Source organism: Verrucomicrobiia bacterium (assembly GCA_019634635.1).
Taxonomy (GTDB): Bacteria; Verrucomicrobiota; Verrucomicrobiia; order Limisphaerales; family UBA9464; genus UBA9464.
The window spans coordinates 48313-73530 of record JAHCBB010000009.1 but is presented as its reverse complement, the minus strand read 5'-3'; the positions used below and the strand labels follow the sequence as shown (position 1 = coordinate 73530).

The following is a 25218-nucleotide window of genomic DNA, read 5'->3' as shown; positions in this document are numbered from 1 at the left end:
GGTTCAGGTTCCGGGCGGGCGGGTGTCGGTGGCGACCAGGGAGGGCACCTCGCGGCGTGAGACGACCACCTCGTCCACCAGCCCGAAATCGCGGGCCTCCTCGGCGGTCATGAAATTGTCGCGGTCACAGGCTTTTTCCACCGCTTCGTAGGGCTGGCCCGTGTGGTGGCTCAGAATCTCGTTGAGACGCTTCTTGAGACGGAGCATGTGCCGGACCCGGATCTCCACGTCGCTTGCCTGGCCCTCGGCGCCTCCGAGCACCTGGTGGATCATGATGTCGGCGTTGGGCAGGGCAAACCGCTTGCCCTTGGTTCCGGCGCAGGCCAGCACGGCGCCCATGCTTGCCGCCATGCCCACCACGTAGGTGTTCACGTCGCAGGTCAGCCATTGCAGGGTGTCGTAGATGGCCAGGCCCGCGGTCACGGATCCCCCCGGCGAATTGATGTAAAAGTGGATGTCCTTTTTTGGATCCGACATTTGCAGGAAGAGGAACTGGGCGACAATCACGTTGGCGACCATGTCGTCCACCGGAGTTCCGAGGAACACGATGCGGTCCTTCAGCAGGCGGCTGTACAGGTCGTAACCGCGCTCGGAGCGGCCCTCCTGTTCAATGACGTAGGGGATGCTGAAGTTGCGAATCGGCTCGTTTTTCAAGGCGGGTCCAGCCTACGGGCGGCCCTGTGGAGCGTCAAGAAACCGGCCGGAATCCAGCGTGTCGTTGCCGGGTTCCGGCTCAGGCCGGCTGCGTGGACACCGCATTGCCGACGGGTCCGGACGCCATCACCGGAGGAGAATCCGGCGGGGGCGCGGTCGGTGGAGCATCAGCCACTGCGGGTGCGGCCGGCTCCGGCTCCGGGGCGGCCGGTTCCGGGCGCAACGCCGGTGTCCAAAGGGCCGGGTCGGCGAGGCCGATCGCTTCAATACGAAAGCGGCGGCGGCTGCCCGCCTCGCCGGCGGCGACTTCGGCGCCGGCCCCCTTGCCGAGGAGGGCCTGGGCCAGCGGGGACAGGTAGCTCAGGATGCCGCGGTCGGGATCACCATCCCACGCGCCCAGGAGGTGAAAAACCTCGGGCTGTCCGGAATCCAGATTGGTCACGGTCACCGAGGTGCCGATGGAGGCGACGTCGCCGCGCGCGTTGGTAAAGTCCGTCCCTCGTGCGCGGCTCAGCTGGGCCTCCAATTCGTGTTTCCGGCGGTTGAGCACCTTCTGCTGTTCCTTGGCAAATTTGTACTCCGCGTTCTCCCGCAGGTCGCCATAGCTTCGGGCCAGGGCGATGTCCCGGACATTCGCGGGGATCGCCTTTTGGACCAGGTCCTCATATTCCCCCTTGCGCCGTTCGAGACTGGCCCAGCTGACGAGGAACGTTCGGTCCTCGCGCGAATGCTCCCCGGTGATCATCTCCTGGATGGCCGGGTACATCTTCACAATCCGCGCCAGCAGGGAGCGCTTGTCCATGTCGTCGAAGCTGGGGCTCAGCTGCAGGGTGCGGGTGAGGTCACGGATGACCTCGATGTCGGCGGATTCGATGAGGTCCGGGAGCAGTTGCTGGTCCTCGAGCACATGGTCGCGCAGGCGGTTGTTCTTCTTTTCAAGAAACTGGTCGCGTTCGATCGCCGTCAGCATCGAGCGGAACACCTCCGGCGTCAGCAGGTCGGCAAAGTAGTCGTTGCGCTCCTTGCCAAACCAGAGGAGCAGCTCGCTGCTGGCGCCATGCTGGCTGATGAGGCGGGCCAGCGTGTCCTTGAGCAGGGGCCCCTTGTTTTCCTGGAGAAGGATCCGGGCCGCCTCGCCGGCGAGCTTGGCCGGAACGTCGTTGATCAGCAGCACGATCTGGGGTGCCCAGTCGGGCACCGAGTCTCGGAACGACTCGAGTGTGCGCCGGTGTTTTGCCGCCGGGAGTTCGTCAAAGATCTCCCGCAGGCGGATTCGCTGCGACCAGACATCGCGCGCGGCGGTCTCCCCTTCCGGCGCGGACCGCTGGGCGGCGACCCGCAGGTCGTCGCGCACGAAGATGCCCTCCAGGGTCTCCGACTGGCGGGTGTTGAGGTGGCTCTGGATGTCGGCGTTGAGCTGCGCGATCACTTCGTCCACCAGTGCGGGATCGGAGATGTCGGGAAGGCTCCGAAGCACCTCATGCGCGACGGCCACCCGGGCCTTGAGGCCACGCGCCGCCTGAAACTCGGCCCGAAGCCGCGCCGCCATCGGCAGTTCCTCGGCCTGATACACGACGGGATCCGTCTTCTTCAGCGGCACGAGAAAATGGCCGTCCTTCTTCAGCTCGGCACGCGCCGCCTCCCACCATTTCTTCCAGTCACTCTGGATCACGTCGGGCACCAGCATGGCCTGGATCTGATCCGCGGTGGCCCGGCCGCCATGGCTGTCCAAGACGAGCTTCACCACCTCCAGGTGGTGCAGCGCCGCCATTTGTTGGAGTCCCTTCAGGTTGGAGTGTTTCTGGGCCAGAATGTGGTCCTTGCTGATCGGCCTCAGGGATTCCGCCGAAAAGGTGAGGTCCATCGCGTGCCCCGGCTTTCCGTGAAAATCAATCAGGAGGCGGCCGGCGATTCCGTCGAGGGTCTTCACCTTCCCAAACCCCCAGCTCTTGTGCTGGCAGAACCCCGCCTCCATCAACGCCGTGAGCGACGCCACATGCTTCGGATGAATCTTTCCGGCGGCCACCAATTGATCCATTTCCTCTTTCATCAGGCAAAAATTGTCCCACTGGGGACAGGAGGGCAGTATGCCGGTTCGATGGTTTCCGCACCAAGACAATTTGCGTTCCGCTTCCTGTGCTCCATGGGCCTGCCGGGGGATTTCGCGGAACATCGGATGGACGCTGATCCCGACTTTTGCGCCCTCGGACCGGCGGACCGCCGGCTTGCCCGGGAACTGGTTCTTGGTGTGCTGCGCTGGAGGACCACACTGGACTGGCTCGTCGCCAGGCGCCAGGGAGCCCGAGCCCAGGACCCCCGGGTGCTCGAAACGCTGCGGCTGGGCCTCTACCAACTGCTCTGGCTCGATCGCATCCCGGACCACGCGGCGGTGAACGATGCGGTTGAGCTGTGTCGCCGCGCAGGACGTGCCCATCAGAGCGGTTTCGTCAACGCGTTCCTGCGCGGGACGGCTCGCGAACGCGACGCCATCCGGGCCGCACTCGCGAGTCTGCGGCGGTCCGATCCGGCGACGGGCTGGTCTCATCCGACATGGCTGGTTCAGCGATGGGCCCGGATCTGGAGCCCGGAGAAGCTCCAGCAGCTCCTGGCATGGAACAACACCCCACCCGGCGTGAGCGTCCGGGTCAACACCCTGCGCACCCGTCCGGAGGCGCTCACCGCGCGTTGGGCCGCGGAGGGAGTCGCCTTCCGTTCGCGGCCGGTGGACTGGGCTCCTGCGGCACGGATGTTTGACCTCGAGACGCATCCACCCCTGCCCGAACTGGCCTCCTTTCAGGACGGCGGCTTCTACGTGCAGGATCCCAGCACACTGCTGGCCGTGACGCTGCTCGATCCGCAGCCGGGCGAGGTTCTGCTCGATGCCTGCGCGGCACCCGGAGGCAAGACGACCTTCATCGCCCAGTTGCAGGCGGGCTCCGGGCGTCTGGTGGGGGAGGACCTCTCGGCATCCCGCCTCGAGCTGCTGCGCGAGAATTGTGCCCGCCTCGGGGCCGGTTTTGTGGAGATCCGGCAATCCGCTCCGGATTCCGATGCTGCATTCGACGGCATCCTGGCCGACGTGCCCTGCTCCAATACCGGGGTGATGCGACGCCGCGTGGAGTCGCGTTGGCGGCTGCAATCCGATGCCCTCCAGGCCCTGGCATCGCGTCAACTGGAGCTCCTGCGCCCGCTCGCGGCCCGGCTGAAGCCGGGCGGACGGCTGGTGTACTCCACCTGCAGCCTGGAAGCCGCCGAGAACCGCGAGGTGGTGGATCGCTTCCTGGCGGAAGCCCCGGAGTTCCTCCTTGAAGTGGAGCGGCAGTTGCATCCGGTGACCGATGGCGTGGATGGCGCCTACGCCGCCCGGCTGCGGCGGGCACCAAGCGCTCGCGACTGACGCCAGAGGAGCGGTAGCCCCCTTCAGTGCCGCCCCGGCCCGGAGTTCACGACAGGATCGCTGGCCGCCGGCGACAACCGGTGCATCAACCGTCGGAGCACGCCGTCAAAATAGTCGGGGATGTTGGGTCCGTAGAAGCTCATGACCCGCGATTCGTAGCCTCCGAGGTGGAAATATTTTCCGGGAATCACGTAGCCGATGTAGTCCCCGTTGAAGCTGGTGACCACCGCATCCAGCCCCCGGAGGCAGGCATCCCCGCGAAGTGCCAGCGCCAGCTCCCCGCTGTAGTCGCACGGGGTCGAGCACCAGACGGCATCCTGGATCCGGACCGCCTGGATCCAGACGTCCGCAGCCAGCGGCGGCAGGAGCCGGCGGGCCAGCCAGGGGCGGAGGCGGACGCCATCCAGGATGCGGTTTTGAAGTTCTGGAAGCCCGACCTCCACGGAAGCCTGCCCGAAGATCACTTCCTGGCTCATGGAAATTTCGGCGAGGGCCTTGCGGGACGCAGTCGCCAGGGCCTCGCCCATGGCGGTGGCACCGTCCGGGCCGCCCACCGGGGTCCTGGGGCCCTGACTGCCGACGGCGCCCGCGAGGAACAGGGCAAGGCCGCCAGAGTTCCGTTCCATCGTCCGCTGCCACGCCCCCGGATAGTCCCCGCTGAACCGCATCGTGGACGCGCCGAGCACCGTTGCGTGGGCGCCGTAACTTCCGATGACGGCCTCATCGCCGTCCTCCTGCCGGACGCGAATCAGGCTGAAGCGGGCATCCACCGGTCCCTGTTCGCCGACCAGGCGATTGCGGACCCACTCCGGCGCCTCAAACCCTCCCGTACCCAGCGATGCGGGCGTCAGATCGGCGACCGCTTCGCGAACCGCCGCGGCCAACTGCCCGGCAAACCAAACCACCGCCCCCGGGTGAAACGGGCCGGCAAAGGCTTGCCCTACGGGCCCCTCGCCCCAACCGCCAAGGCTGCAATGCGTGTGGGTGGCCCCGAAAAAGATCTGGTCTCGACGGAGTCCGGTGGCAGCGGTCACAGCGTCCGTGGCTTGCAGGGCGACTTCTCGCGGGATGATCAGGGCATCCGCCGACACCACGACCCCGGTGCGACCAGCGACGGCGAAGGCCACCGCCTTGACCCAGACGTCATCCAGCACCCCGGTTGCGGGCTGGCCCTTGCGGTTCCCGTAGCCGGCAAGCGGGATCGCATCGAATTCGCCGAGCGCCGGGTTGCCACCGGATACTCCCAGGGCCGGAGTGAGTCGCGTTCGAGCAAACCCCGCCCGGAGCGACGCTGTCGCAACGCCGGAGGAAGTCTCCGACGCGGAAAGCCGGGCTTCGGTGGCCATCCGCCAGGAGGCGGAGAGTTGAGGATCGAGATCCACGGGTGCCAGCGTGGCGACGGCGATCGCGGCGAGGAGCGTGACTGGCAGGGCCGTCCACCAAACGCGCCGGCGTCCCGGAGTCCAATTGGTGGAGGCCGTTTGCATCAAGGTGAGCCCCGGGAGCGTGGCTCCCGCGATCGTACGGCCTCAACGCCAAAGTGCCCCGACCACCCTGTCCGGCGGGCTGTCCATCGAATGACGACGGGGCCGATGCTTCACCGGCGCGAAGAGGGCCGCCGGCACCGTGCCTGGCGTCCGTGCTTCCGCACACCTCCACGCGGGCCGGGCGGCAAACCGCCCCAAGCCAGCGGGCCTCGACACCCAGGGGGATTCCGTGCTCCAGAAACAGTCGCGGCCCGGGACCCAATGGGAGACGGGACGAAATGTTTTTTCGAACGAACCGGCAGGCCGGCTGTCGGACTTGCTGTTGGGTGGAGCCTGACCCCGGCTGTCAGACTCGAGAGACGAATGATGGCCGGTCCGTCGGGCGCATAGGTTGGGGGGGCGGTGCTGGGGAGCACCGCCCCTCTTTTCATTCGAGGGCCTCAACGAGGTCGCCATCGCGGAGATCCCCGTGCCCGATGAACAAGTCGTCGGCATGAAGTGCATTGGATCGGAGCAATTCGCCCGCGCCCATGAGATGCTGGCGCATGGCCTCCCTGCTGGTCTTCGAGAGCGGCAGCAGATGGGATGCGCCGCCCTGCCAGGAAACAATCCTGAGGTCGGCATCGGTAATGCGACAACCTCGCGCGTTTCGTACGAGACACTGTTCGTGAACAATCCGATAGCCGTCGTTGGGGAGCGCCTTCTCCTCGAAGGCATAGCGCCCGCCCTCGATCCCGTTGATGGGACCGAACTCGAAAGCGATGCCGAGGTTCGGTGGCGCACTTCTCACCGAACTTCGATTTCGGACGGAGGCAATGCCGCCCCGCCGGTCAAAGAACGCCTGCAAAGGAGACGACATCGCCTCGGAGACAAAGCCAAAGGCGCCGGCGAGGTTGCTTTTTCCGGAACCGTTGCGTCCGACCACGAAGATCGGATTGTCAAAGGGAGCGTCGCCGTGGGGAAACTGCGGAAGCGTTTGAGGACCAGCCTCGTGATCGGCAGACGGCTCATGCGACGAGAACCATCGCAAGGCGCCGTTGCACTTCAGGCGAGCTCCCAGCGGACAAGAGGCGGGCTCAGGGGGCAACCACCTTGAGTTCGCGGAGCGCGTTGAGCAGGAACTGCATGGCAATGGCCGCGAGGAGCAGGCCCATGACGCGGGTGGTGATGCGAAGAACGATCGGGCTCAACCAGCGGGCGCCCCGCGCGGACAAGGCAAACACCAGGTAGCTCGCGGCGCAGACGAGCAGGATGCTCCCGAACAGCGCGGCATGCTTGGCCAGGGAATCGGCCTTGGCGTGCAGGAGGATCACCGTCGAGATTGCGCCCGGGCCGGCAAGCATCGGTACGGCAAGCGGGGTCACGGCGATGTCGTCCTTGGCGGCGCCCGCCTCGACCTCCTCCACGGTTTCCTGTGCGCGTGAGCGCTCCGCGCGCAGCATGTCGAGGGCGATCAACATCAGGATGACGCTGCCCGCCATTTGCAGGGCGGGAATGCTGATCCCGAGAAACCGGAACACCCACGGACCCCCGACGGCAAAGATCAGCAGCAGGACCGCCGCAACCTGGCACGCCAGCCGGGCCATTCGCGTGCGGTCTTCCGGGGAGTCGCGGGGCGTCATCGCCAGAAAGGCCGGAACGGTCGCGATCGGATCAATGATCACGAACAACGAGCTCAGCGCGAGCAGCGCGTATTCCAACAGCGACACGGCGGCACCCTCCCGGCCCGCAGGCCGGATTTCAAAGCCCAATCGGCAAGGCTTCCGCCGGTCGGGCAGCGGGGCCCTCGCAACACGGCGCGAGGATGCCGTCCTTCATTCCATGCACGATCTTCTTGTCGGCCGGGACGATCGTCGCCAGCACGCCGCCAAGCCGGGGGCGGGCGGTGTCAAGATCCCCGGGCACGAAGTAGTAGGGACAGAGGCGGACGCGTCCGGGCATGGGCTGCAAGAGGTTTCGCTCAAAGTCGAACCAGGCGGACTCCACGATTCGAGGCCGGTGAAAGCGTTGGAGAATGTGCGGGGTCGCCGGCCAGGCGGTCAGGGCGTGCTCGACCGCGGCACTCCAGTCGGCGGTGTTGAGGTCGCTCCCCAGATGGACGCTCCGCGCGCCCCAGGCGTCAGCGTGGAAACCGGAGACTTTCAGGATGAGTTCGCGCTCCCGCTGGCTGAGTCCCTTGAGCTGGCGCCAGTCGGTGAGCTCGAGGCCGGGGTAGCCTGCGGACGGGGGCAGCGGTGACGGATCCAGCAGCCACGTCCGCGGCACATGGGCCCGGAGGCGCCGGAAGAAGGCATCCCCGAGCTCCTGACGCCAGAAGTCGTGCAGATTCCGGTTCCAGAGCAGCGCGAAGAGCAGCTTCTCCTCGAACACGGGCTTTGGGGGCGGGGTGACCTGAATCCTTCCCGCCCGGGCCAGCTCGAAGAGCCGCCCGGCAGACGGGACATTGGAAAGGTCGAACAATTCGAAGAACCGGTACACCGCATCGCCGTCCCCAAAGCCCGTGAAATTTGCATCCCGCACCTCGCAGCCGCCGCCGGGCCAGCCGCGGGCCAGCCACTCCATCTCGGGCCGGTAGGCGGCCGATTCCTCGGACACCACCAAGTGCACCCGGGCACCACTTCTGAAGATGGAGGCAAAGCCGTCCCGCATGCCCTCGCGCCCCCCGACGACGTCCGGGACCTCCGGGGACAGGTCGGAGTACGCTTCATTGAGCCACTGCGTCAGTCCGATCCCGCCGGGCACGGAATCCAGCTCCGAGATCACGAAGCCCTCCTCGGTCAGCAGGATGTCGGGTCGAATAACCCGGGGCACGTCCTGGCGAAAGGCCGGGTCGCGCTGGAGGGCGATGAGGGCCGCGGGTTTCCCCTGGTCGAGCAGCGTGGCGATCCAGTCCGGGGCGCGCCCATCGGCACTCCGCCGGTAGAGCGTGTTCACCGCCCGGTAAAATTGCAGCAGGACACGGCCCAGGTTTTCCAGTTCCCGCAGGAGCGGTGCGCTCAAAGGGAACGGCTCCGGGGCGACCCGCCAGGTCTGGCCGGCGAACAACCCTCCGGGAGGCAGGGCGTCGCGGACGGCATGAGCGCGCCGGGCGTGGGGGAATTCCGCCGTCATTGGGTGTCGTGATCGTCCAGTCGGTCCACCGGGCGCAGCCTGACAGCGTCCACGAGGGGTGGCCAGCCCGACGGCGCTCCCGGGAACAGCGCGCCCCTTGGATGCCACTTCGGGTGGAACGATTGGAGTCTTGGATCTTCGGTGGACACCCGGCTAGGGTCACCGGCCCATGCTCGACATCAAGCGGCTGCGGGAGCGTCCGGACGAATTCCGGGACCGGCTGGCGACCCGCCACGGGGGGGATGAGACGCGTCTGGACGCGTTGCTGGCCCTGGATGAACAGCGGCGGGTGGCGGTGACGGAGGTGGACCAGTTGAAGGCGCAGCGGAACAGCGCCTCAAGGGAGATCGGGTCGCTGATGGGCCGGAAGCAGCTGGCCGAGGCCGAATCGCGCAAGGCGGAGGTTCGAGCACTCGGGGAGAGGATTGGCGGGCTCGACCGTGCCGTGGCGGAGGCCGAATCGGCGAGGGACGCCCTGATGTTGACCCTGCCCAACCTGCCCCATGCCAGCGTGGTTTCGGGGCACGATGCGGCGGACAACCCGGAAGTTCGCCGACACGGCGCCCCGGCAGCGTTTGGCTTCGCACCCCGCAATCACATTGAGCTTTGCGAACGGCTGGGGCTCGTGGATTTCGCCCGTGCCGCCAAGATCAGCGGCTCCGGGTTTCTCCTGTACACCGGTTGGGGGGCCCGACTGGAGCGGGCACTGATCAATTTCCTGCTCGAACTGCACACGGTCGCTCATGGCTATACGGAGGTCGCACCCCCCCACCTCATCGGGGAGGCGTGCATGGTGGGCGTCGGACAGTTCCCGAAATTTCGGGACCAGGCCTATGCCGTCCAGGAGGGTCTCGATGCCGCCTCCCTGGGGCGGCTCTACCTGCTGCCGACGGCGGAAGCGCCGGTGGCCAACATTCATCGCGAAGAAATCCTCCCGTCAGGGCGGCTGCCGGTCCGTTATTGCGCCTATTCGCCCTGCTTCCGTGCCGAGGCCGGCGCCGCGGGCGTGGGAACCCGTGGCATGATCCGGGTTCACCAGTTCGACAAGGTGGAGCTGATCAAGATCACCACCCCGGAGTCCGGCTATGACGAGCTGGAATCCATGGTCCGCGATGCGGAACGGGTGCTCCAGTTGCTCGGGCTGCATTACCGGGTGATCAGCCTCTGCACGGGCGACCTGGGGTTCGCCGCGGCGAAGACCTACGACATCGAGGTCTGGGCGCCCGGACAGGGATCCTTTCTGGAGGTGTCGAGCTGCTCCAACACCGAGGAATTTCAGGCCCGCCGGATGAACCTGAGGTACAAGGATGGCGCCGGGGAGAACCGGTTCCCGCACGTGCTCAATGGCTCGGGCACCGCGCTGGCCCGGTTGTATGTGGCATTGATCGAGACCCATCAGCAGGCCGACGGCAGCATCGCGATCCCGGAGCCCCTGCGGCCGCACCTGGGGGCCGATCGCATCCCGGCGTGACGGAGCGCGGGTTGGCTTACCCCGCCTCGGCGTGCGCCTCCGCCCATCGGGCCATCAGCCAGAGCAGGTCGCTGAGCCGGTTCAGGAACACCACGATCTCGGCATTCTGGAGTTCGCCGGATTCATGGAGGGTGACGACCCGACGTTCCGCCCGCCGGCAGGTGGTGCGGGCCACATCGAGCGCCGCGGCGCAGGGGGTGGCGCCCGGCGTTGCCCACCCGTGAAACGAGATCTGCTGCGATTCAATGCCCGCCACGAGGGCATCCACCCGGGCCACGTGATCGGCGGTCACCAGTTGAAAGCCGTCGCGCACGTAACGTCCGAGGTCCTCCACTCCCGTGGCCAGCTCCCCCATCAACACGACCAGTTGTTGCTGCAGCTCGTGGAGGGTCTCCGTCAGGAACGGGGCGCGGCAGAGCGCCCGGGCCAGGCCAAGGGCGGCATTCAACTCGTCCACGCTGCCGTATGCCTCTACCCGGGGGTGGTTCTTGGGGACCCGGCGGTTGTACATCAACCCGGTGGCGCCGGCATCGCCGGTTCGCGTGACAATACTTCCCATGTTGAGCCGCCAGCATGGGGGGGAACGGGGGAAACGCAACCCGACCCCGGAACGGGCGATTCACGGGGCACCCGGCCGTCCCGAAGGCGCGTCCGGCGGGGCGCGAAGAACCGGATCACGTTGCGCCCTTGCGGCCCGGAGTGAACAGCAGCCGCAGGCTGTTGAGCACCACAATCACCGTGCTGCCTTCGTGCGCGGCAACGCCCAGCGAGAGGGGCAATGTGGCCGAAGCCAGGCTGAGCACCGCCATCCCGGCCATGGTTCCCAGGGAAATGAACAGGTTCTGCCGGATGATGGTCCGCGCCCGACGGCTGAGGTCGCGGGCGAAGAGCACGTTTTCCAGGCGGTCATTCATGAGCACGACGTCGGCCACCTCCAGGGCGGCGTCGGATCCCCGGGATCCCATCGCCAGGCCGACATCCGCCACCGCGAGCACCGGCGAGTCGTTCACCCCGTCCCCGATCATCGCCACCCGAACCCCACCCTCGCGCAACCCGCGCACCGCCTCCACCTTGTCCGACGGGCTGAGCTGGGACCGGACCTCATCCACCCCGGCCGCTTCACCCATGAGTTTTGCCGCGGCTTCGCGGTCGCCGGTCAGCATGACGGTGCGGAGTCCCCCGGCGCGAAGTTGCTCGACCAGACCGCGGGCGGCCGGACGCAGCTGATCCCGAAGGCGAAGGCGTCCGAGGAGTCCGGGACCGCACACCCAGGACACCGACCCGCCCCCTTCCACCGGCGGAAGGCGATCCAGCGCTGCGGGATCCGCGCCGTTCTGCGCTGCCCAGGTCCGGCTGCCCAGGGCGACGGGCTGGTCCCGCCAGATGCCGCGGATTCCCTGGGCCGGGATCGTTTCCGTGCCGTCCACCGCTTCGGGCTCGACCCCCTGCCGGCGAAGTTCCCGGGCAATGGCCCTGGACACCGGGTGGTTCGAAAGTCGGGCGAGGCTTGCAGCCACCCGCTGGAGGTCGGTCTCCGCTCCCTCCAGCGGGTCAAGGCCCTCGAGGTGGAGGAGCCCCTCCGTCAGGGTGCCGGTCTTGTCCATGGCGACGACCGTCACCTCCGCAAGGGTCTCCACCGCGGCACCGCCGCGGAACAGGACGCCGTGGCGGGCGCCGGCGGCGATGGCGGACAGGATCGCCGAGGGGACGGACAGGACGAGAGCGCATGGGGACAGGACCACGAGCAGGGTCATGGCGCGATAGAACGCGCTGCGAGCCGTGTCGGAGGCCACAAAGGGTGGGTGGTCCAGCAGTTGCCAGGAAATGAAGAACCAGAGGACGCACCCCCCCACCACGGATGCCGTGTAGCGGGTGCCGAACCGGTCCGTGAACCGCTGGATCGGGGCCCGCTGGCCTTGGGCTTCGTGAATCAGTCGGATAATCCGCTGCAACGCGCTGTCACCCGCCGGGCGGAGGACCCGGCCCTCCAGAACGCCCCACAGGTTCAGCGTTCCCGCAAGGGCGGTGTCCCCGGGGTGTTTCGGCATCGGATCCGCTTCCCCGGTCAGCGTGGATTCGTCGCAGGCGCTGTCACCGCGGAGGATTTCCAGATCCACGGGCAGCTGCTCGCCGGCGGTGACCCGCACCACATCGCCCGGAGCCAGGGACTCCACCGTGACCTCGCGTTCCGTGCCGCCCTCCAGCCGACGCGCCACCTTGGGGGCGCCCTTCAACAATGCACTGATCTCTCTGCGGGTGCGTCCGGCCGCATATTCCTCCAGCGTGGCCGAAGCTGCGAAGAGCACCAGCAGCAGCGCGCCCTCGGCCCAGGCACCGATCACGGCGGCACCGGCCGCCACCAGCAGCATCAGGAACTCCGTGTCGAACCGGAGCCGCCGCAGATCCATGCCAACCGATCGGGACAAGTCCCACGCCCCGGCGAGGTAGGCGACGGCGTAGCAGGCCAGCGAGGCCTGTGGGAGGGTGGAGTGCAGCACCCAGCCGCCGATCCCAGCCGCCAGGCAGAGTCCGGTTCGCAGCGCCATCGGACGCCAGCGGTCGGTGGCGGCGGTGATGTGGGCGGTTCTCACGCCGCGCGCGGCCCCGGGAGCCGCTGCCGGTAGGCGGTGGGCGATTCACCGACAATCTTGCGAAACACCCGGTTGAAGTGCGTCAGCGTCTGAAATCCGACCTCGTAGGCCACTTCGGTGACGCGGACATTGGGATTGAGCAGCAGGTTCTTGGCGCGCTCCACCCGGACCCGGGACACGTAATCGGTGAAGGTCAATCCGGTGGCCTTTTTGAAGACCTTGCAGAAGTAGAAACTGCTCATGTTCACGGCCTGGGCCACGCGGCCGAGGGGCATCGCCTCGGACTGGTGCTCCTCGATGTACTTCCGGGCCCGCGTCACGGACGGCGGCTCCGCCGTCCGTTCCTGGACCAGAAGCTGGTTGCCCACGAGGGCCAGGTGCTGGGCAAAGATGGCGAGCAAGCGGACCATCGCCTGGTACTGCTCCGGGGCGAGCACCCGGGTGTGGAACCAGGCCTCCTCGAGTTTCGAAAGGTCGGTGGTCAGACCCCAGTCGAGGAGTTGCTGCGCCACCCGGGTGAACTGGCGGTCGTCCCCGGATCGGCCCACGAAGGTCTGACCGGTTTGGAGAAATCCCACCAGCTCATGGCCGAACCGCAGCGGGATCGCGGTATCGCTGAGTCCGGCAAAACAGGTGACGGTGCGCGGACCGGGACCGGGATTTTCGGCGATGCGCTGTTGGACATCGAGGCAGGCGGCACAGGTACGGCTTCTGGAGGCCATGAGGGCGCAGAACGGATTTTCGTGCGGATCGCCCTGGTGGACGGGGCGCCAGGCGTCCACCGGGCGCAGCGCCAAAGGGAGTCCGGTGGCCTCTCCAAATGCCCGTTGGTAGTCGGCGAAGATCCGGGATCGCGAGAGGCCGTCCAGAACCTGGCGGTTTTCCGGCAAATTCATTCGGTCACGCTCTTAGGCGGATTCCGCCGCCCCAGCAAGCCCGGGCCTTGCCGGTCCGGGCATGCGGCGGGGCGCCGCCATGAAATAAAGCACCGGCACCGCCATGCGGCTGATCAGGAGCGAGGCAATCTCACCGGCCATGAGGGCGATGGCCAGGCCCTGGAAGATCGGGTCGAACAGGATCACGGAGGCCCCCACGACCACCGCCATCGCGGTGAGGAGCATCGGGCGGAACCGCACGGCGCCGGCATCCACGACCGCCGCCTCCAACGGCAGGCCCTCTTCCAGCCGCTGCTCGATGAAATCCACGAGGATGATCGAGTTGCGCACGACAATGCCGGCACCCGCCATGAAGCCGATCATGGAGGTCGCGGTGAAGAACGCCCCCATCAATCCGTGGGCCGGCAGGATCCCGACCAGCGAGAACGGAATGGCGACCATGACAATCAGCGGCGTGAGAAACGAGCGGAACCAACCAACCATGAGCACGTAGATCAGGACCAGCACGGCGGCGAAGGCGAGGCCGAGGTCTCGAAAGACCTCGAGGGTGATGTGCCATTCGCCATCCCATTTCACGGCGGGGTGATCCTCCGACTCCGGCTGGCCCAGGTGGTACACCGTCACGTGGCCACCGCCGTCGGCGTCCGCGAGTCGGGCCAGGGCCTTGTTCATCCGCGCGAGCGCGTACGCCGGGCTTTCCGCTTCACCGGCGACATCGCCGATCACGTAGGTGACCGGCATCAGGTTCTTGCGGTACAGGCTCTGTTCCACGACCCCCGGCTCGATGCGGACCAGCTCGCGGAGCGGCACCAGCGGGCCGACCCCGGCGGCGCCCGGTTCCGGCAGTGCATTGGCGTCGCCCCGGCGGACGCGAAGCGCGAGGAGTTCCTCCGGACGGTTGCGTGCCGCTCGCGGGAGCTGGAGGATGAGGTTCACGTCCTCCTTCTCCCCGGGGAGATGCACGAGGTCCACGGATTCTCCCCCGACGGCAATCCGCAGCGTCTGGGAAATCGTGTCCGCGCTGATCCCATGCAACGCGGCCTTTTCCTTATCAATGACGAAGCGGGCCTTGGGCTGGTCGGCCTGGGCATACCAGTCCACATCCACCACCCCGGGTGTCTGCTGGAAGATGCGGCGCACCTCATTCGCGAGGCGCCGTCGGGCGGCTTCATCAGGTCCGTACACCTCCGCGACGAGGGTCTGGAGCACCGGTGGTCCTGGCGGCACCTCGGCCAGGGCGACCCGGGCGTCGAAACGTTCCGCGACCGCGGCGACGCGGGGCCGGATCCGCTTCACGAACTCGTGGCTCTGGACGGAGCGGGCGTGCTTGGGGAGGAGGTTGACCTGGATGTCCGCCACGTGGGCTCCGGACCGGAGGAAGTAGTGGCGGACGAGTCCGTTGAAATTAAACGGGGCGGCGACGCCGGCGTAGATCTGGTAGTCGGTGACCTCGGGCTCGTCGCGCAGCGAGGCCGCGATCTCGCGCGCCGCACGGGTGGTCCGTTCCAGCGAAGTGCCCTCCGGCATGTTCAGGATCACCTGGAATTCACTCTTGTTGTCGAAGGGCAGCATCTTGGCCTTGACCCAGCCCAGGGGCACGGTCGCGAACGCGGCCAGGAGCAGCAGGGTGATGCCGGCCAGGAATCCCCAGCGCCACGCGGCGTGCGACAGCAGCGGCGCCATGACCCGCCGGTAGGACCGCGTGAGCAGATCCTCGTGGGCGTCAGAAGCCGTGCCGTGGTGTCCCGTGTCGGCGCGCAGCAGCCGGATCGCGGCCCATGGCGTGACCACAAACGCGATGAGCAACGACCAGCCCATCGCCGCGGTGGCGCCAATGGGAATCGGACGCATGTACGGACCCATGAGCCCGCCCACGAAGGCCATGGGCAGGACGGCCGCAATCACCGCAAATGTCGCCAGGATGGTGGGGTTCCCCACCTCGCCCACCGCCTCCACCGCCACCACGGCGATGGGACGCCCCCGGTTCCCCGGGAACCGAAGGTGCCGGACGATGTTCTCCACGACGACGATCGCGTCGTCCACCAGGATGCCGATGCTGAAGATCAGCGCGAAGAGGGTGATCCGGTTCAGCGTGAATCCGAGGAGGTAGAACACCAGCAGGGTCAGCGACAGGGTCACGGGAATCGCCACGGCCACCACCAGCGATTCGCGCCAGCCCAGGACGATGCCGATGAGCAGGGAGACGCCGACCACGGCGATCGCCATGTGCAGGAGCAGTTCGTTGGACTTTTCGGCCGCCGTGGCGGCGTAGTCGCGGGTCACCGTGACGGTGACATCCGCAGGGATCACGGTACCGTGAAGCGGCTCGATCCGGCGCAGGACATCGCGGACGACCGAAATGGCATTGGCCCCCGGTCGCTTGGCGACCGTGAGTGTCACGGCGGGCTCTTCACCGCCGGCCCCGGCCCCGGCCCCGGCCCCGGCCCCGGCCCCCCGGCCGAACAGGACATACTGGGTCACCTCGTCCGCCCCATCCTCAATGGTGGCCACCTCGCGGAGGGACACCGGTCGCCCGTCGCTGACCCCGACCACCACCGCACCCACCTCGGCGGCCGAGCGCAGGAAGGCGCCCGTCTCCACCACCACCTCGCGGTCATCCGTGGTAAGCCAACCCGAGCGGAACTGGCGGTTGGCCTGTTGCAGCATGGGCACCAGCGCGGCGGGCGTGAGATTCCGGGAGGCCAGGGCGACGGGATCGAGGAGGACGCGCACCGCCCGGCGGACCCCGCCGATCACCTGCGTTTCGGCAACGTCGGGCACCTGCTTGACCGCATCGTCCACCTGCTGGACCAGGCGCCGGAGCATCAGATGGTCGTGGCGCGCGCTGTGGAAGGTGAGGGTCAGGATTGGAACATCGTCAATGGATCGGGGCTTGATCAGCGGCGGGGAGACCCCGTGGGGGATGCGGTCAAAATTGCTCCGGAGCTTTTCACTGACTGCCACGAGGCTGAGGGTCGGATCCGAGCCCACTCGAAACCGCACGACGACCAGGGACTCGCCCTCGCGGGAGGTGGAGTAGAGGTATTCGACCCCGGGGATCTCCCAAAGCAGCTTCTCCATCGGCCGGGTCGCCCGCTCGGCAACTTCGCGCGCCGAGAACCCGGGCATCGCCACAAGCACGTCAATCATCGGCACCTTGATCTGCGGCTCCTCCTCACGTGGCAGCAGCAGCACCGCGGCGATGCCCAGCAACAGTGACGCCACGATGGCCAGCGGCGTGAGCTTCGAATTCACGAACACACCGGCGATCCGGCCGGCAAGGCCGTGATGGGGACTGGGGGCTTCCGGCTTCATGACCGGCGGCTGCGGGGAGATGGAAGGCCCGGAGGGAAAGGTCGCCATTCCTCGCGGTGCTTCATGGCGTGCGGACCTCCTGGCCATCCCGAAGCTGCGCGGGCGGGTTCAGCACCACCACTTCACCGAGGTCGGCCCCTGCGGCCAACTCCACCATCGTTGCGCCCTCGCGGCCCGTGCGGACCAACCGCAGCCGGGCGTGTCCGGCGTCCACCACGTAGACATATTCCATCTGGCCCCGCCGCACGACGGCCTCGTGAGGGACGTGGGCTCCCGAAGCAGCGCCCGTCGGGACCAGGAGGCGCCCGAACCGGCCCGCGCGAAGGCCCGTTCCCCGGGGGAGATCAAGGCGGATCGCGTACGTGCGAGTTGTCGGATCGGCGACCGGCGCCATCTCACTGACCACCCCCTCGAGCGACTCCGGCGAATCCCCGATGCGTACGGGCAGCCGGGCACCCATGGCGATGTGGTCCAGCAACGCTTCCGGGACATCGGCCTCAAAGCGGAGGCTCGCCGGATCCTCCACTTCGAACAGGGGGCGTCCGGGGATGGCCAGGTCGCCCACCTCGGTGAGCTTTCGGGTCACGACCCCGTCAAACGGGGCGACCACCCGGGAGTAGCCCAGCATCGTCTCCGCCTCCAACTCCGCGGCGGCGGCGATGCGTTGCCGTGAGCGGGCGGTATCGCGTTCCGACGGCGTCGCCGCGCCGTCGCGCACCAGGCGCTCCACGCGCTCCAGGTCGCGATCCGCCTGTTCCCGGGCCGCCTGAGCCTGGTCCCGTCGGGCACTCCATTCGCGGGCATCCAGCGTTGCGAGGGTGTCCCCGGCCCGCACCGGCTGCCCGGGGACGGCATGGACGACCTCGATGCGTCCGGCCACCTTGGCCTCCACGAGCGCTCGAAGGCGGGAACGTACGGTGCCCACCACCTCCTCGCGCACCGGATCCACCCCGGCGGTGACGGAAGCGACGGTGACGGGGATGGCGGGCGCCGACACCGCGGAATTCGCGGCCTCGGGCGGCGTTGCGCGGTGGCAGCCGGCGGCGCCGAGCAGCACGATCAAGCCGGGAGCAATCAGGGGGCGCAGCATGTCACGTCCGGGAGGTTGAAGCGCAGACAACCTGTCAGGCCGGGAGAACTATTGGGAGGCCTTTCCTCGATTCGGGGGGGGGCGCGACTGCAGCCGGGAGCTACTGCACGGCCAGCGTTCTGCGCTTGTCGCCGGCATGCGCTTGGGGGATACCTCTCCCATGGGATCCCCCTCGCCCCGACGCCTTCGCGGCGCGTTCACACTGATCGAGTTGCTGGTGGTGATCGCCATCATCGCCATCCTCGCGGGCATGCTCCTGCCGGCTCTCGCGAGGGCAAAGGCCAAGGCGCTGACGATCCGGTGCAACAGCAACCATCGCCAGATCGGCATCGGGCTGCACATGTACGCCGACGACAACCGCGATTCCTTCCCGGTGTACGAAGATTGGGGGACCATGGGTGGCAAGACGGGGGTGATGACCCTGCACGGGGGGCGGGTGTCGGTGACCAACCGGCCGATGAACAAGTACGTCCCCGCATTCGAGGCGTGGAAGTGTCCGGCCGACAAGGGGGATTCCCTTTGGCAGAACGACATGCGCGGGGCCCGCGTGAAGACCTGCTATGACGCATGGGGCAACAGCTACCTGACCGTCTGGGCGGTCGAGACGCTGCGGGTCAAGCACGTCACCGGCGACTCCCGGGCGCCCCGGGGCTCGCCGCAGGGCACCCCGATCAAGACCAGCGAAATCGCCATCAGCGCTGCCAACAAGCTCATCCAGGGAGACTGGCCTTGGTGGGCGGACCGCAACAAAAACGACCCTTGGAGCCAGTGGCACAATTACCGCGGCCAATACAAATTCAACGTGCTGTTCGGCGACGGGCACACCGAGTTCTTCATGTTCCCCCGCGAGGCCTACCAGTGGAACTACACCGGCCCGCGACCGGATCCGGCCTTCACATGGTGGTGACCTTCCGTGCACCGCCACCCATTCCGCACCCATCACCGGCGAAACCATGCCTCGAACCGCTGCCGCCCCCACGACTGTACACGAGGAACGCCACAAGGATGGCAGCCTCTGGGCGCGCGGCCTCATGCGGGACGGCAGGCCGCACGGGTATTGGGAATGGTTCCGACGCAATGGTGTGAAGCTTCGATCGGGCCATTTCGACGGCGGTGAATCGGTGGGCGAGTGGGTCACCTACGACGCGAAGGGACAGCCCTACAAAGTGACCCAGATTCGCCCAAGACGGCCGTCCGGGGCGGGTTTGAAATCGTCCAGGCGCTGACGTCCTCTCCGCAGTTCAGCAGATGCGCGGCAGTTGCTCGCCGGATCCCGGATCAAGGACCCGGGAGGGACCCAGCGGACTTCGCAGCAACACCGGCACCCGTCCGGGCGCCGAAACGGTGCCGACCTTCACCGATCCGGCCGACACTGGATGGCGGCGCAGAACGTCGAGGGCCGCGTCACCTTGGGATGCCGGCACCACGGCTGCGAACCGCCCCTCGCAGGCGACCTGGAGAGGATCCAGGCCCAGTAACTCGCAGGCGGCGCGAACATCCCCGCGCACCGGGATGCTGGACTCCTCCAGCGAGAGGGTGACCCCGGCGTCGGTGGCGATTTCGTGAAGGGCCGCCGCCGCGCCGCCCCGGGTCAGGTCCCGCAGGCAGTGCACGGAGATGCCGGCATCCACGAGCGCCAGTGCGGGTCCGACCAGGGACGCACAATCGCTCTCAATGGTGCTCTCGAATTGCAGCCCCTCGCGGGTGGCGAGGATGGCCACCCCATGGCGGCCAAGGTCACCGCTGAGGATCACGACGTCCCCCGGGCGCACCGCGGAGGGGCCGATGGCCAGTCCGTGCCGGATCCATCCAATCCCCGCGGTCGTCACGAAGACACCGTGTCCTCGTCCCCTTTCGACCACTTTGGTGTCTCCCGTGACGACCGGGACCCCGGCCGCGGCCGCGGCATCTCGCATGGACCTCACCAGGCGCTGGAGCGTCTCCAGGGCGAGCCCCTCCTCAAGGATGAACGCGACGCTGAGCGCTGCCGGATGCGCGCCACTCATGGCGAGATCATTCAGGGTGCCGATCACGGCAAGACTCCCCAGATCACCGCCGGGAAAAAACAGCGGATGCACCACATGGGCGTCGGTGGTGAATGCCAGACGGGGTCCGCCGGCGTCGACCACCGCGGCATCGTGCCGCTGATCGAGGGCCGGGTTCGCAAAGGCGGGGAGCATCAGACGCGCGACCAGCTCGCGGGTCAGGCGCCCTCCCCCCCCGTGGCCCAGCAGGATCCGGGGTGGGTCCGGCATGGGCGGCGGACAGGACAGGCCGGCCGCCTCAGTCGGGTTCATGCCACGCCCTCCCGGTAGCGAAAATACGCCGCGCAGGCGCCCTCTGTGGACACCATTGTGGCGCCGAGGGGACGATCGGGAGTGCAACGGGTTCCAAAATGGGGGCATTCCGTGGGGCGAATCCGTCCGAGCAACACGTCGCCACTGCGGCAGTCGCCTGTCTCCGGGTCTGTGCCCGCGGGGATTTCGAATCGGTGGGTGGCATCGAACCGGGCGTACGCCTCCCGGAGGCCGAGGCCGCTGTGCGGGAGCACGCCGATTCCGCGCCACGAGCGTGGGACGGGAATGAAGACCTCTTTGATCAGATCCACGGCGGAAGGATTGCCATCCGGCCGGACGACGCGCCGGTAGGCGTTCTCGACCTCGGCGCGCCCGGCCTCCAGTTGTCGGACGCACCGGAGAACGCCGTCAAGGATGTCGAGCGGCTCGAACCCGGTCACCACGATGGGAACCCGGTGCGTGGCTGCGATGGGTTCGTAGGCGCGGTGTCCCATGACCGCGCATACGTGCCCCGCAGCGAGAAACGCCTGGATCCGGCAGTCGGGTGCGGCGAGCAGGCTCTCCAACGCCGGGGGCACGAGGACATGGGCAAGCAGGAGGGAGAAGTTCCGCAGATCCAGCGCGGCGGCCTGGCGCACCGCCAGCGCGGTGGCCGGTGCGGTGGTTTCGAAACCGACAGCGAAGAACACCACCTCGCGGCCGGGATTCGCGGCCGCCAGACGGACGGCGTCCAGCGGTGAGTACACCACCCGGACGTCTGCTCCGGCGGCTCTTGCCGCGAGCAGATTCATCCGGGAGCCGGGGACGCGGAGCATGTCGCCGAAGGAGCAGAAGAGGACCCCGGGCACGCTGGCGATTGCGAGGGCGTGGTCCATGGCCTCGGCGGGCGTGACGCAGACGGGGCAGCCCGGTCCGTGGAGCAGGGTGAGGGTGTCGGGAAGGAGCCGGTCCAATCCGAATCGGAGGATGGCATGAGTCTGCCCACCGCACACCTCCATCAGGGTCCACGGGCGGGTGACGGTCCGCCGAAGGGCCGCCGTCACGCGCCGCACCAGTTCGGCATCGCGGAACTCGTCCAGATGTTTCATGGTCCGCCACCGTCCTCGCCAACGACGGCCTCCTCCATCTCCTGGAAGTGCTCAAGCACCGCCCGGGCCTCCTCCTCGTCCACGATGCTGATGGCCATGCCGGCATGGACGAGCACGTAATCCCCGACGGCGGCCCCGGGCACGCAGGCCAGGCTGACCACCTTGATCACGCCGCAGAAATCCACGCGCGCCTCGCGCCAAAGCGGGTCGGTCCCCGACACGCTTACGATCTGTCCTGGAAGAGCGAGGCACATGGTTCGTTGCTGTCGTTGGCAGTGGTTCCCGACGCGGCCATCAACTGACCGAGCGCCAGGCCCCCGTCATTGGGCGGCACCTGACGGTGCCAGACCGGACGAAGGCCCGCATGACGGAGCCGGCGGACGGCCAGGCGGGTCAGGAGCCGGTTCTGGAAGCATCCGCCGCTGAGGACCACCCGTTCAAGTCCAACCCGGACCGCAGCCGCCACCGCGGCGTCGGCAAGTGCCTCGTGCAGCCGGCGTGACTGGATCCGGGCTGGGACACCGCCTCGGTGGGCTTCGATCAGTTCCAAGACAAACGGACCCCAGTCGAGGACAAGTCGGGCCCGATTCCCGGCCGCCTCGCCTGGGGCGGCCGGGTTCGGAACCCAGGCCAGCCCCGGGCTGCGACCGGCATTGCGCGGGGCCGACTCGGCGGCGAATTCGAGTTCCATGGCGGCCTGCCCCTCGAAGCGCGAGCGTTGCCGGAGCCCGGTCAGGGAGGCCACGGCATCGAGCAGGCGACCGACGCTGGAGGTCCATGGGGACTGGACGCCGCGATTGAGCATCTGGCGGAGCGTGGCTTGTTCCGGACGCGTGAAGGCTTCCAGTGCCGGCAGGTCCCCCAGGGTCCACAGGCGATCCCCGAGCAACGCATGAAGGAGGCCAAGGGCGGCGCGGCGCGGCTCACGGATGGCGGCCTCGCCTCCGGGCAGCCGAAAGGGCCGCAGCGTGCCGATCCTCTCGAATCCCAGACCGACCTCCCGGACGATCAGGAACTCGCCGCCCCACAGCGTGCCGTCGCGTCCGTCGCCCGAACCGTCCCAGATCACGCCAAAGGCGGGCGGCCCCATGCGGTTGTCGGCCAGGCAGGACAGCAGGTGGGCGTGGTGATGTTGGACGGCGATCGTCGGACCTCCGGATGCTCTGGCGGCGCGTGTGGACGCATATTCCGGATGGGCATCGGTGACCGCAACGGATGCCGTCGCGCCCTGCAGTTGCTGCAGGTCCTCGATCATCTGGTGATGCGCCTCCAGCGACGCGGCAGTCTCGAGGTCTCCAATGTGCTGACTCAGGAACGCCCGGCCGTTGACCGCGAGAGCCACGGTGTTTTTCAGGTGGCCCCCGACTGCGAGGAGCGTCGCGGCGGTGCGGCGGCCCTCCGGAGCGTCCGGTGGTGGAAGTGGGATCGGTCGCGGCACGAAACCGCGGGCCCGGCGCAGGACGAGGGCGCGTCCCGCGACGACGGTGACCACCGAATCATCGAGCGCCCGAATCATCGGACGGTCATGCACCAGGAACTGGTCCGCCATGCCGGCGAGCCGGTCGAGGGCTTGGTGTTCGTCGCCGCAGATGGGTTCGTCATGGCGGTTGCCGCTGGTGGCCACCACCGGCCCCCCGACCTCCCGGAGCAGCAGGTGATGCAGCGCGGTGCAGGGCAGCAGCACTCCAAGGAGCGGGTTCCCCGGTGCGACCCCTTCGAGCCCCGGAGTGTCCGCGTGTCTCCGGAGCAGGACGATGGGCGCCTCCGGGCCGGACAACAGGCGCGCCTCCAGCGGCCGGATCCGGCACCAACTGCGTACGGCCTTGAGATCCGCGAGCATGACGGCGAACGGCTTCTCCTCCCGCTGCTTGCGTTCGCGGAGCCGCGCAACGGCCTCCGGTTGGTCGGCGGTGACCAATAACTGGAATCCGCCAAGTCCCTTCACCGCAACGATCCGTCCACGACGCAAGGCTGCCGCCGCCTCCCGCAACGCGTCATCGCCGGTGGACAGCACCGCTCCTTCCGGCGACCAGAGCGCCAGCCGGGGCCCGCAATCCGGGCATGCGTTGGGTTGGGCGTGGAACCGGCGGTCTGCGGGATCGAAGAACTCCGAACGGCACGGCGCACACATCGCGAAGCACTTCATGGACGTGCGCTCCCGGTCGTAGGGCATGCGCTCGATGATGGTGAAGCGCGGGCCGCACCGGGTGCAGTTGGTGAACGGATGACGGTACCGGCGGTTTGCGGGATCGAGTACTTCCCTTACGCAGTCGGCACAGACGGCAAGGTCCACTGGAACCGAAGTGTCGGGCGACCCGGAGACTTCGCTCTCCAGGATCTCGAATCCGCGCAGGCCGGATGCGGCGGTCCGGCGCACCTCGATGTCCTCGATCCAACTCCCCGGGGGTGCTTCCGGACGCAGCCGCGACTGGAAGGTGCCGAGCGGTTCGGTCCCACCTTCAACGACGATCCGGACCCCCCGGGGCGTGTTCCTCACCCATCCCGAAAGGCCCATCCCGACGCCCAACTGGTGAACGAACGGGCGGAACCCGACCCCCTGAACCATCCCACGGATCTCGAATTCCATCCGTTCCGCGTGCGGCGACGGCGGGACGGAATTCATCCGGCTTGGGGCCGCAGGGGCGACGCCTTGTGTCTCCGGCGTGCCTCGAGATGGTCGCACCAGTCAGCGAGACCCTCGCCGGTCCGTGCGGAGACCTCGAAGATCCGAGCGTGGTGGCTGATCTGCCGGAGATTCGCGAGCGCCGTTTCGCGATCGAATCCGGTGGCGTTGGCCAGGTCGCACTTGGTCACCAGGGCGACGTCGGCCGAGTGAAACAACGGGGGGTACTTGAGCGGCTTGTCCTCGCCCTCGGTGACCGACAGCAGCACCGCCCGCAAATCCTCGCCCAGGTCGTAGGAGGCCGGGCAGACGAGGTTGCCGACGTTCTCAATCAGAAGCAGGTCGAGCGCATCGAGGTCGAGCGCGGCGACGGCGCGGGCCACCATGTCGGCCTCCAGATGGCACAAGGTGCCGGTCGTGATCTGGACCACCGGCACGCCGGCCGCCCGCAGGCGCGCCGCGTCCCGGTCGGTGGCCAGATCGCCAACCACGACGCCGGTGCGGAGACGTCCGGAAAGTCGGTGAGCGGTCTCCTCGAGCAGCAGCGTCTTTCCGGAGCCGGGAGCCGACAGGACGTTCACCACCAAGAGCTGCTTTGCAGCGAAGAAACCCCGGTTTCGCTCGGCCATGCGCTCATTTCGTTCCAAGAGATGGCGTTGCACCGAGAGGATCCTGGCACCTTCCGGGGAATCCTCTCCGGGACCGCCGTGCCCGGATTCCGCGCTGCCGGAGGGTCCTGCCGGGGGATGAGGGTGGGAGTGGGAACGGGGGTGGGCATGATCGGAAGGCAACGTCGCCTCGCGACTCGCCGCATTTTCCAGTCCGCATCCACATTCCTCGCACATATCGGAGCCTCACGATATTTCCACCGAAGCCAGCTCAAGCTCAAGCCCCTGGCAGAGCGTTGTCGGTGGACGGCGACAACCGGGGCAGCGTTCCCCACCATCGCCCGCTGGAAACGCGGTCCGGCACGGCGCACACCAGCCCACAGCCGGGACCGGTTCGATCTCCAGGCGGGCTTGGTCTGCCGCGGATCCCGGCGCGAGGGCGGCAAAGGCAAACTCCAGGGCCTCCGGCACCACTCCGCTCAACGCACCGACGCGGAGGCGCAACCGGTGGATTCGCGACCCGCCGGCCCGCACCGCCTCGGCCGTCGCCATCTCCAGAGCCTCCGCCATGATGCCCGCTTCGTGCATGA

21 protein-coding genes are annotated in these 25218 nt (G+C 67.9%); 4 read left to right on the top strand and 17 right to left on the bottom strand.

The window, feature by feature from the left end:
• Positions 1-3: 3 nt before the first annotated feature.
• A complete protein-coding gene (locus KF791_08250; protein ID MBX3732571.1) occupies positions 4-654 on the bottom strand; it encodes an ATP-dependent Clp protease proteolytic subunit in 651 nt (216 codons plus the stop codon).
• A 79-nt stretch (positions 655-733) separates the two neighbouring features.
• Positions 734-2704, bottom strand: coding sequence for a GreA/GreB family elongation factor (locus tag KF791_08245; protein ID MBX3732570.1), 1971 nt, complete (start codon positions 2702-2704; stop codon positions 734-736).
• A gap of 126 nt (positions 2705-2830) precedes the next feature.
• Between KF791_08245 and rsmB the strand changes: the two genes are divergently transcribed.
• Positions 2831-4051, top strand: coding sequence for a 16S rRNA (cytosine(967)-C(5))-methyltransferase RsmB (gene rsmB, locus KF791_08240; protein MBX3732569.1), 1221 nt, complete (start codon positions 2831-2833; stop codon positions 4049-4051).
• 23 nt (positions 4052-4074) lie between these two features.
• Here rsmB and KF791_08235 read toward each other — a convergent pair whose 3' ends face one another.
• The 4 genes from KF791_08235 to KF791_08220 all read right to left on the bottom strand — a co-directional run bounded on the left by KF791_08235 (position 4075) and on the right by KF791_08220 (position 8649).
• On the bottom strand, positions 4075-5538 hold the full coding sequence (locus tag KF791_08235; GenBank protein ID MBX3732568.1) for a hypothetical protein: 1464 nt from the start codon (positions 5536-5538) through the stop codon (positions 4075-4077).
• A gap of 427 nt (positions 5539-5965) precedes the next feature.
• Positions 5966-6568: an ATP-binding protein gene (locus tag KF791_08230; GenBank protein MBX3732567.1), complete on the bottom strand. Its 603-nt coding sequence runs from the start codon at positions 6566-6568 to the stop codon at positions 5966-5968.
• 46 nt (positions 6569-6614) lie between these two features.
• Positions 6615-7247 (bottom strand): MarC family protein, encoded by a 633-nt coding sequence (locus KF791_08225; protein ID MBX3732566.1) that lies wholly within the window; start codon positions 7245-7247, stop codon positions 6615-6617.
• Positions 7248-7278: 31 nt separating this feature from the next.
• Complete coding sequence (locus KF791_08220; protein ID MBX3732565.1) at positions 7279-8649, bottom strand: hypothetical protein; 1371 nt, start codon at positions 8647-8649, stop codon at positions 7279-7281.
• Between the two features lie 169 nt (positions 8650-8818).
• Here KF791_08220 and serS point away from each other — a divergent pair, with 169 nt between their 5' ends.
• Complete coding sequence (gene serS, locus KF791_08215) at positions 8819-10120, top strand: serine--tRNA ligase (protein ID MBX3732564.1); 1302 nt, start codon at positions 8819-8821, stop codon at positions 10118-10120.
• Positions 10121-10136: 16 nt separating this feature from the next.
• Here the strand turns inward: serS and KF791_08210 are convergent, their stop codons facing one another.
• The 5 genes from KF791_08210 to KF791_08190 all read right to left on the bottom strand — a co-directional run bounded on the left by KF791_08210 (position 10137) and on the right by KF791_08190 (position 18012).
• On the bottom strand, positions 10137-10679 hold the full coding sequence (locus KF791_08210) for a cob(I)yrinic acid a,c-diamide adenosyltransferase (GenBank protein ID MBX3732563.1): 543 nt from the start codon (positions 10677-10679) through the stop codon (positions 10137-10139).
• A gap of 115 nt (positions 10680-10794) precedes the next feature.
• Positions 10795-12711 (bottom strand): cation-translocating P-type ATPase, encoded by a 1917-nt coding sequence (locus KF791_08205; GenBank protein ID MBX3732562.1) that lies wholly within the window; start codon positions 12709-12711, stop codon positions 10795-10797.
• Entirely contained in the window at positions 12708-13607 is a 900-nt protein-coding gene (locus KF791_08200; GenBank protein ID MBX3732561.1) for a helix-turn-helix domain-containing protein, read from the bottom strand. The genes KF791_08205 and KF791_08200 overlap by 4 nt, the downstream gene beginning before the upstream one ends.
• Positions 13608-13619: 12 nt before the next feature.
• Entirely contained in the window at positions 13620-16922 is a 3303-nt protein-coding gene (locus KF791_08195) for an efflux RND transporter permease subunit (GenBank protein ID MBX3732560.1), read from the bottom strand.
• 61 nt (positions 16923-16983) lie between these two features.
• Positions 16984-18012 carry an efflux RND transporter periplasmic adaptor subunit gene (locus tag KF791_08190; protein ID MBX3732559.1) on the bottom strand — a complete coding sequence of 343 codons (1029 nt, stop codon included), beginning with the start codon at positions 18010-18012 and terminating at the stop codon, positions 16984-16986.
• Between the two features lie 160 nt (positions 18013-18172).
• Between KF791_08190 and KF791_08185 the strand changes: the two genes are divergently transcribed.
• Together KF791_08185 and KF791_08180 are read left to right on the top strand one after the other, a co-directional pair.
• Positions 18173-18919 (top strand): type II secretion system protein, encoded by a 747-nt coding sequence (locus KF791_08185; GenBank protein MBX3732558.1) that lies wholly within the window; start codon positions 18173-18175, stop codon positions 18917-18919.
• 46 nt (positions 18920-18965) lie between these two features.
• A complete protein-coding gene (locus KF791_08180) occupies positions 18966-19238 on the top strand; it encodes a hypothetical protein (GenBank protein MBX3732557.1) in 273 nt (90 codons plus the stop codon).
• A gap of 15 nt (positions 19239-19253) precedes the next feature.
• Here KF791_08180 and hypE read toward each other — a convergent pair whose 3' ends face one another.
• Genes hypE through KF791_08150 form a run of 6 tightly spaced genes read right to left on the bottom strand, consistent with a single transcriptional unit; the run spans position 19254 to position 25216 of the window.
• Positions 19254-20309: a hydrogenase expression/formation protein HypE gene (gene hypE, locus KF791_08175; GenBank protein ID MBX3732556.1), complete on the bottom strand. Its 1056-nt coding sequence runs from the start codon at positions 20307-20309 to the stop codon at positions 19254-19256.
• On the bottom strand, positions 20306-21397 hold the full coding sequence (gene hypD, locus KF791_08170; GenBank protein ID MBX3732555.1) for a hydrogenase formation protein HypD: 1092 nt from the start codon (positions 21395-21397) through the stop codon (positions 20306-20308). The genes hypE and hypD overlap by 4 nt, the downstream gene beginning before the upstream one ends.
• A complete protein-coding gene (locus KF791_08165; GenBank protein ID MBX3732554.1) occupies positions 21394-21651 on the bottom strand; it encodes a HypC/HybG/HupF family hydrogenase formation chaperone in 258 nt (85 codons plus the stop codon). The genes hypD and KF791_08165 overlap by 4 nt, the downstream gene beginning before the upstream one ends.
• Positions 21621-24020: a carbamoyltransferase HypF gene (gene hypF / locus KF791_08160; GenBank protein ID MBX3732553.1), complete on the bottom strand. Its 2400-nt coding sequence runs from the start codon at positions 24018-24020 to the stop codon at positions 21621-21623. Before hypF ends, KF791_08165 begins: the two co-directional genes overlap by 31 nt.
• Complete coding sequence (gene hypB, locus KF791_08155) at positions 24017-24865, bottom strand: hydrogenase nickel incorporation protein HypB (GenBank protein MBX3732552.1); 849 nt, start codon at positions 24863-24865, stop codon at positions 24017-24019. Before hypB ends, hypF begins: the two co-directional genes overlap by 4 nt.
• A gap of 9 nt (positions 24866-24874) precedes the next feature.
• Entirely contained in the window at positions 24875-25216 is a 342-nt protein-coding gene (locus tag KF791_08150) for a hydrogenase maturation nickel metallochaperone HypA (GenBank protein ID MBX3732551.1), read from the bottom strand.
• Between the last annotated feature and the right edge of the window lie 2 nt (positions 25217-25218).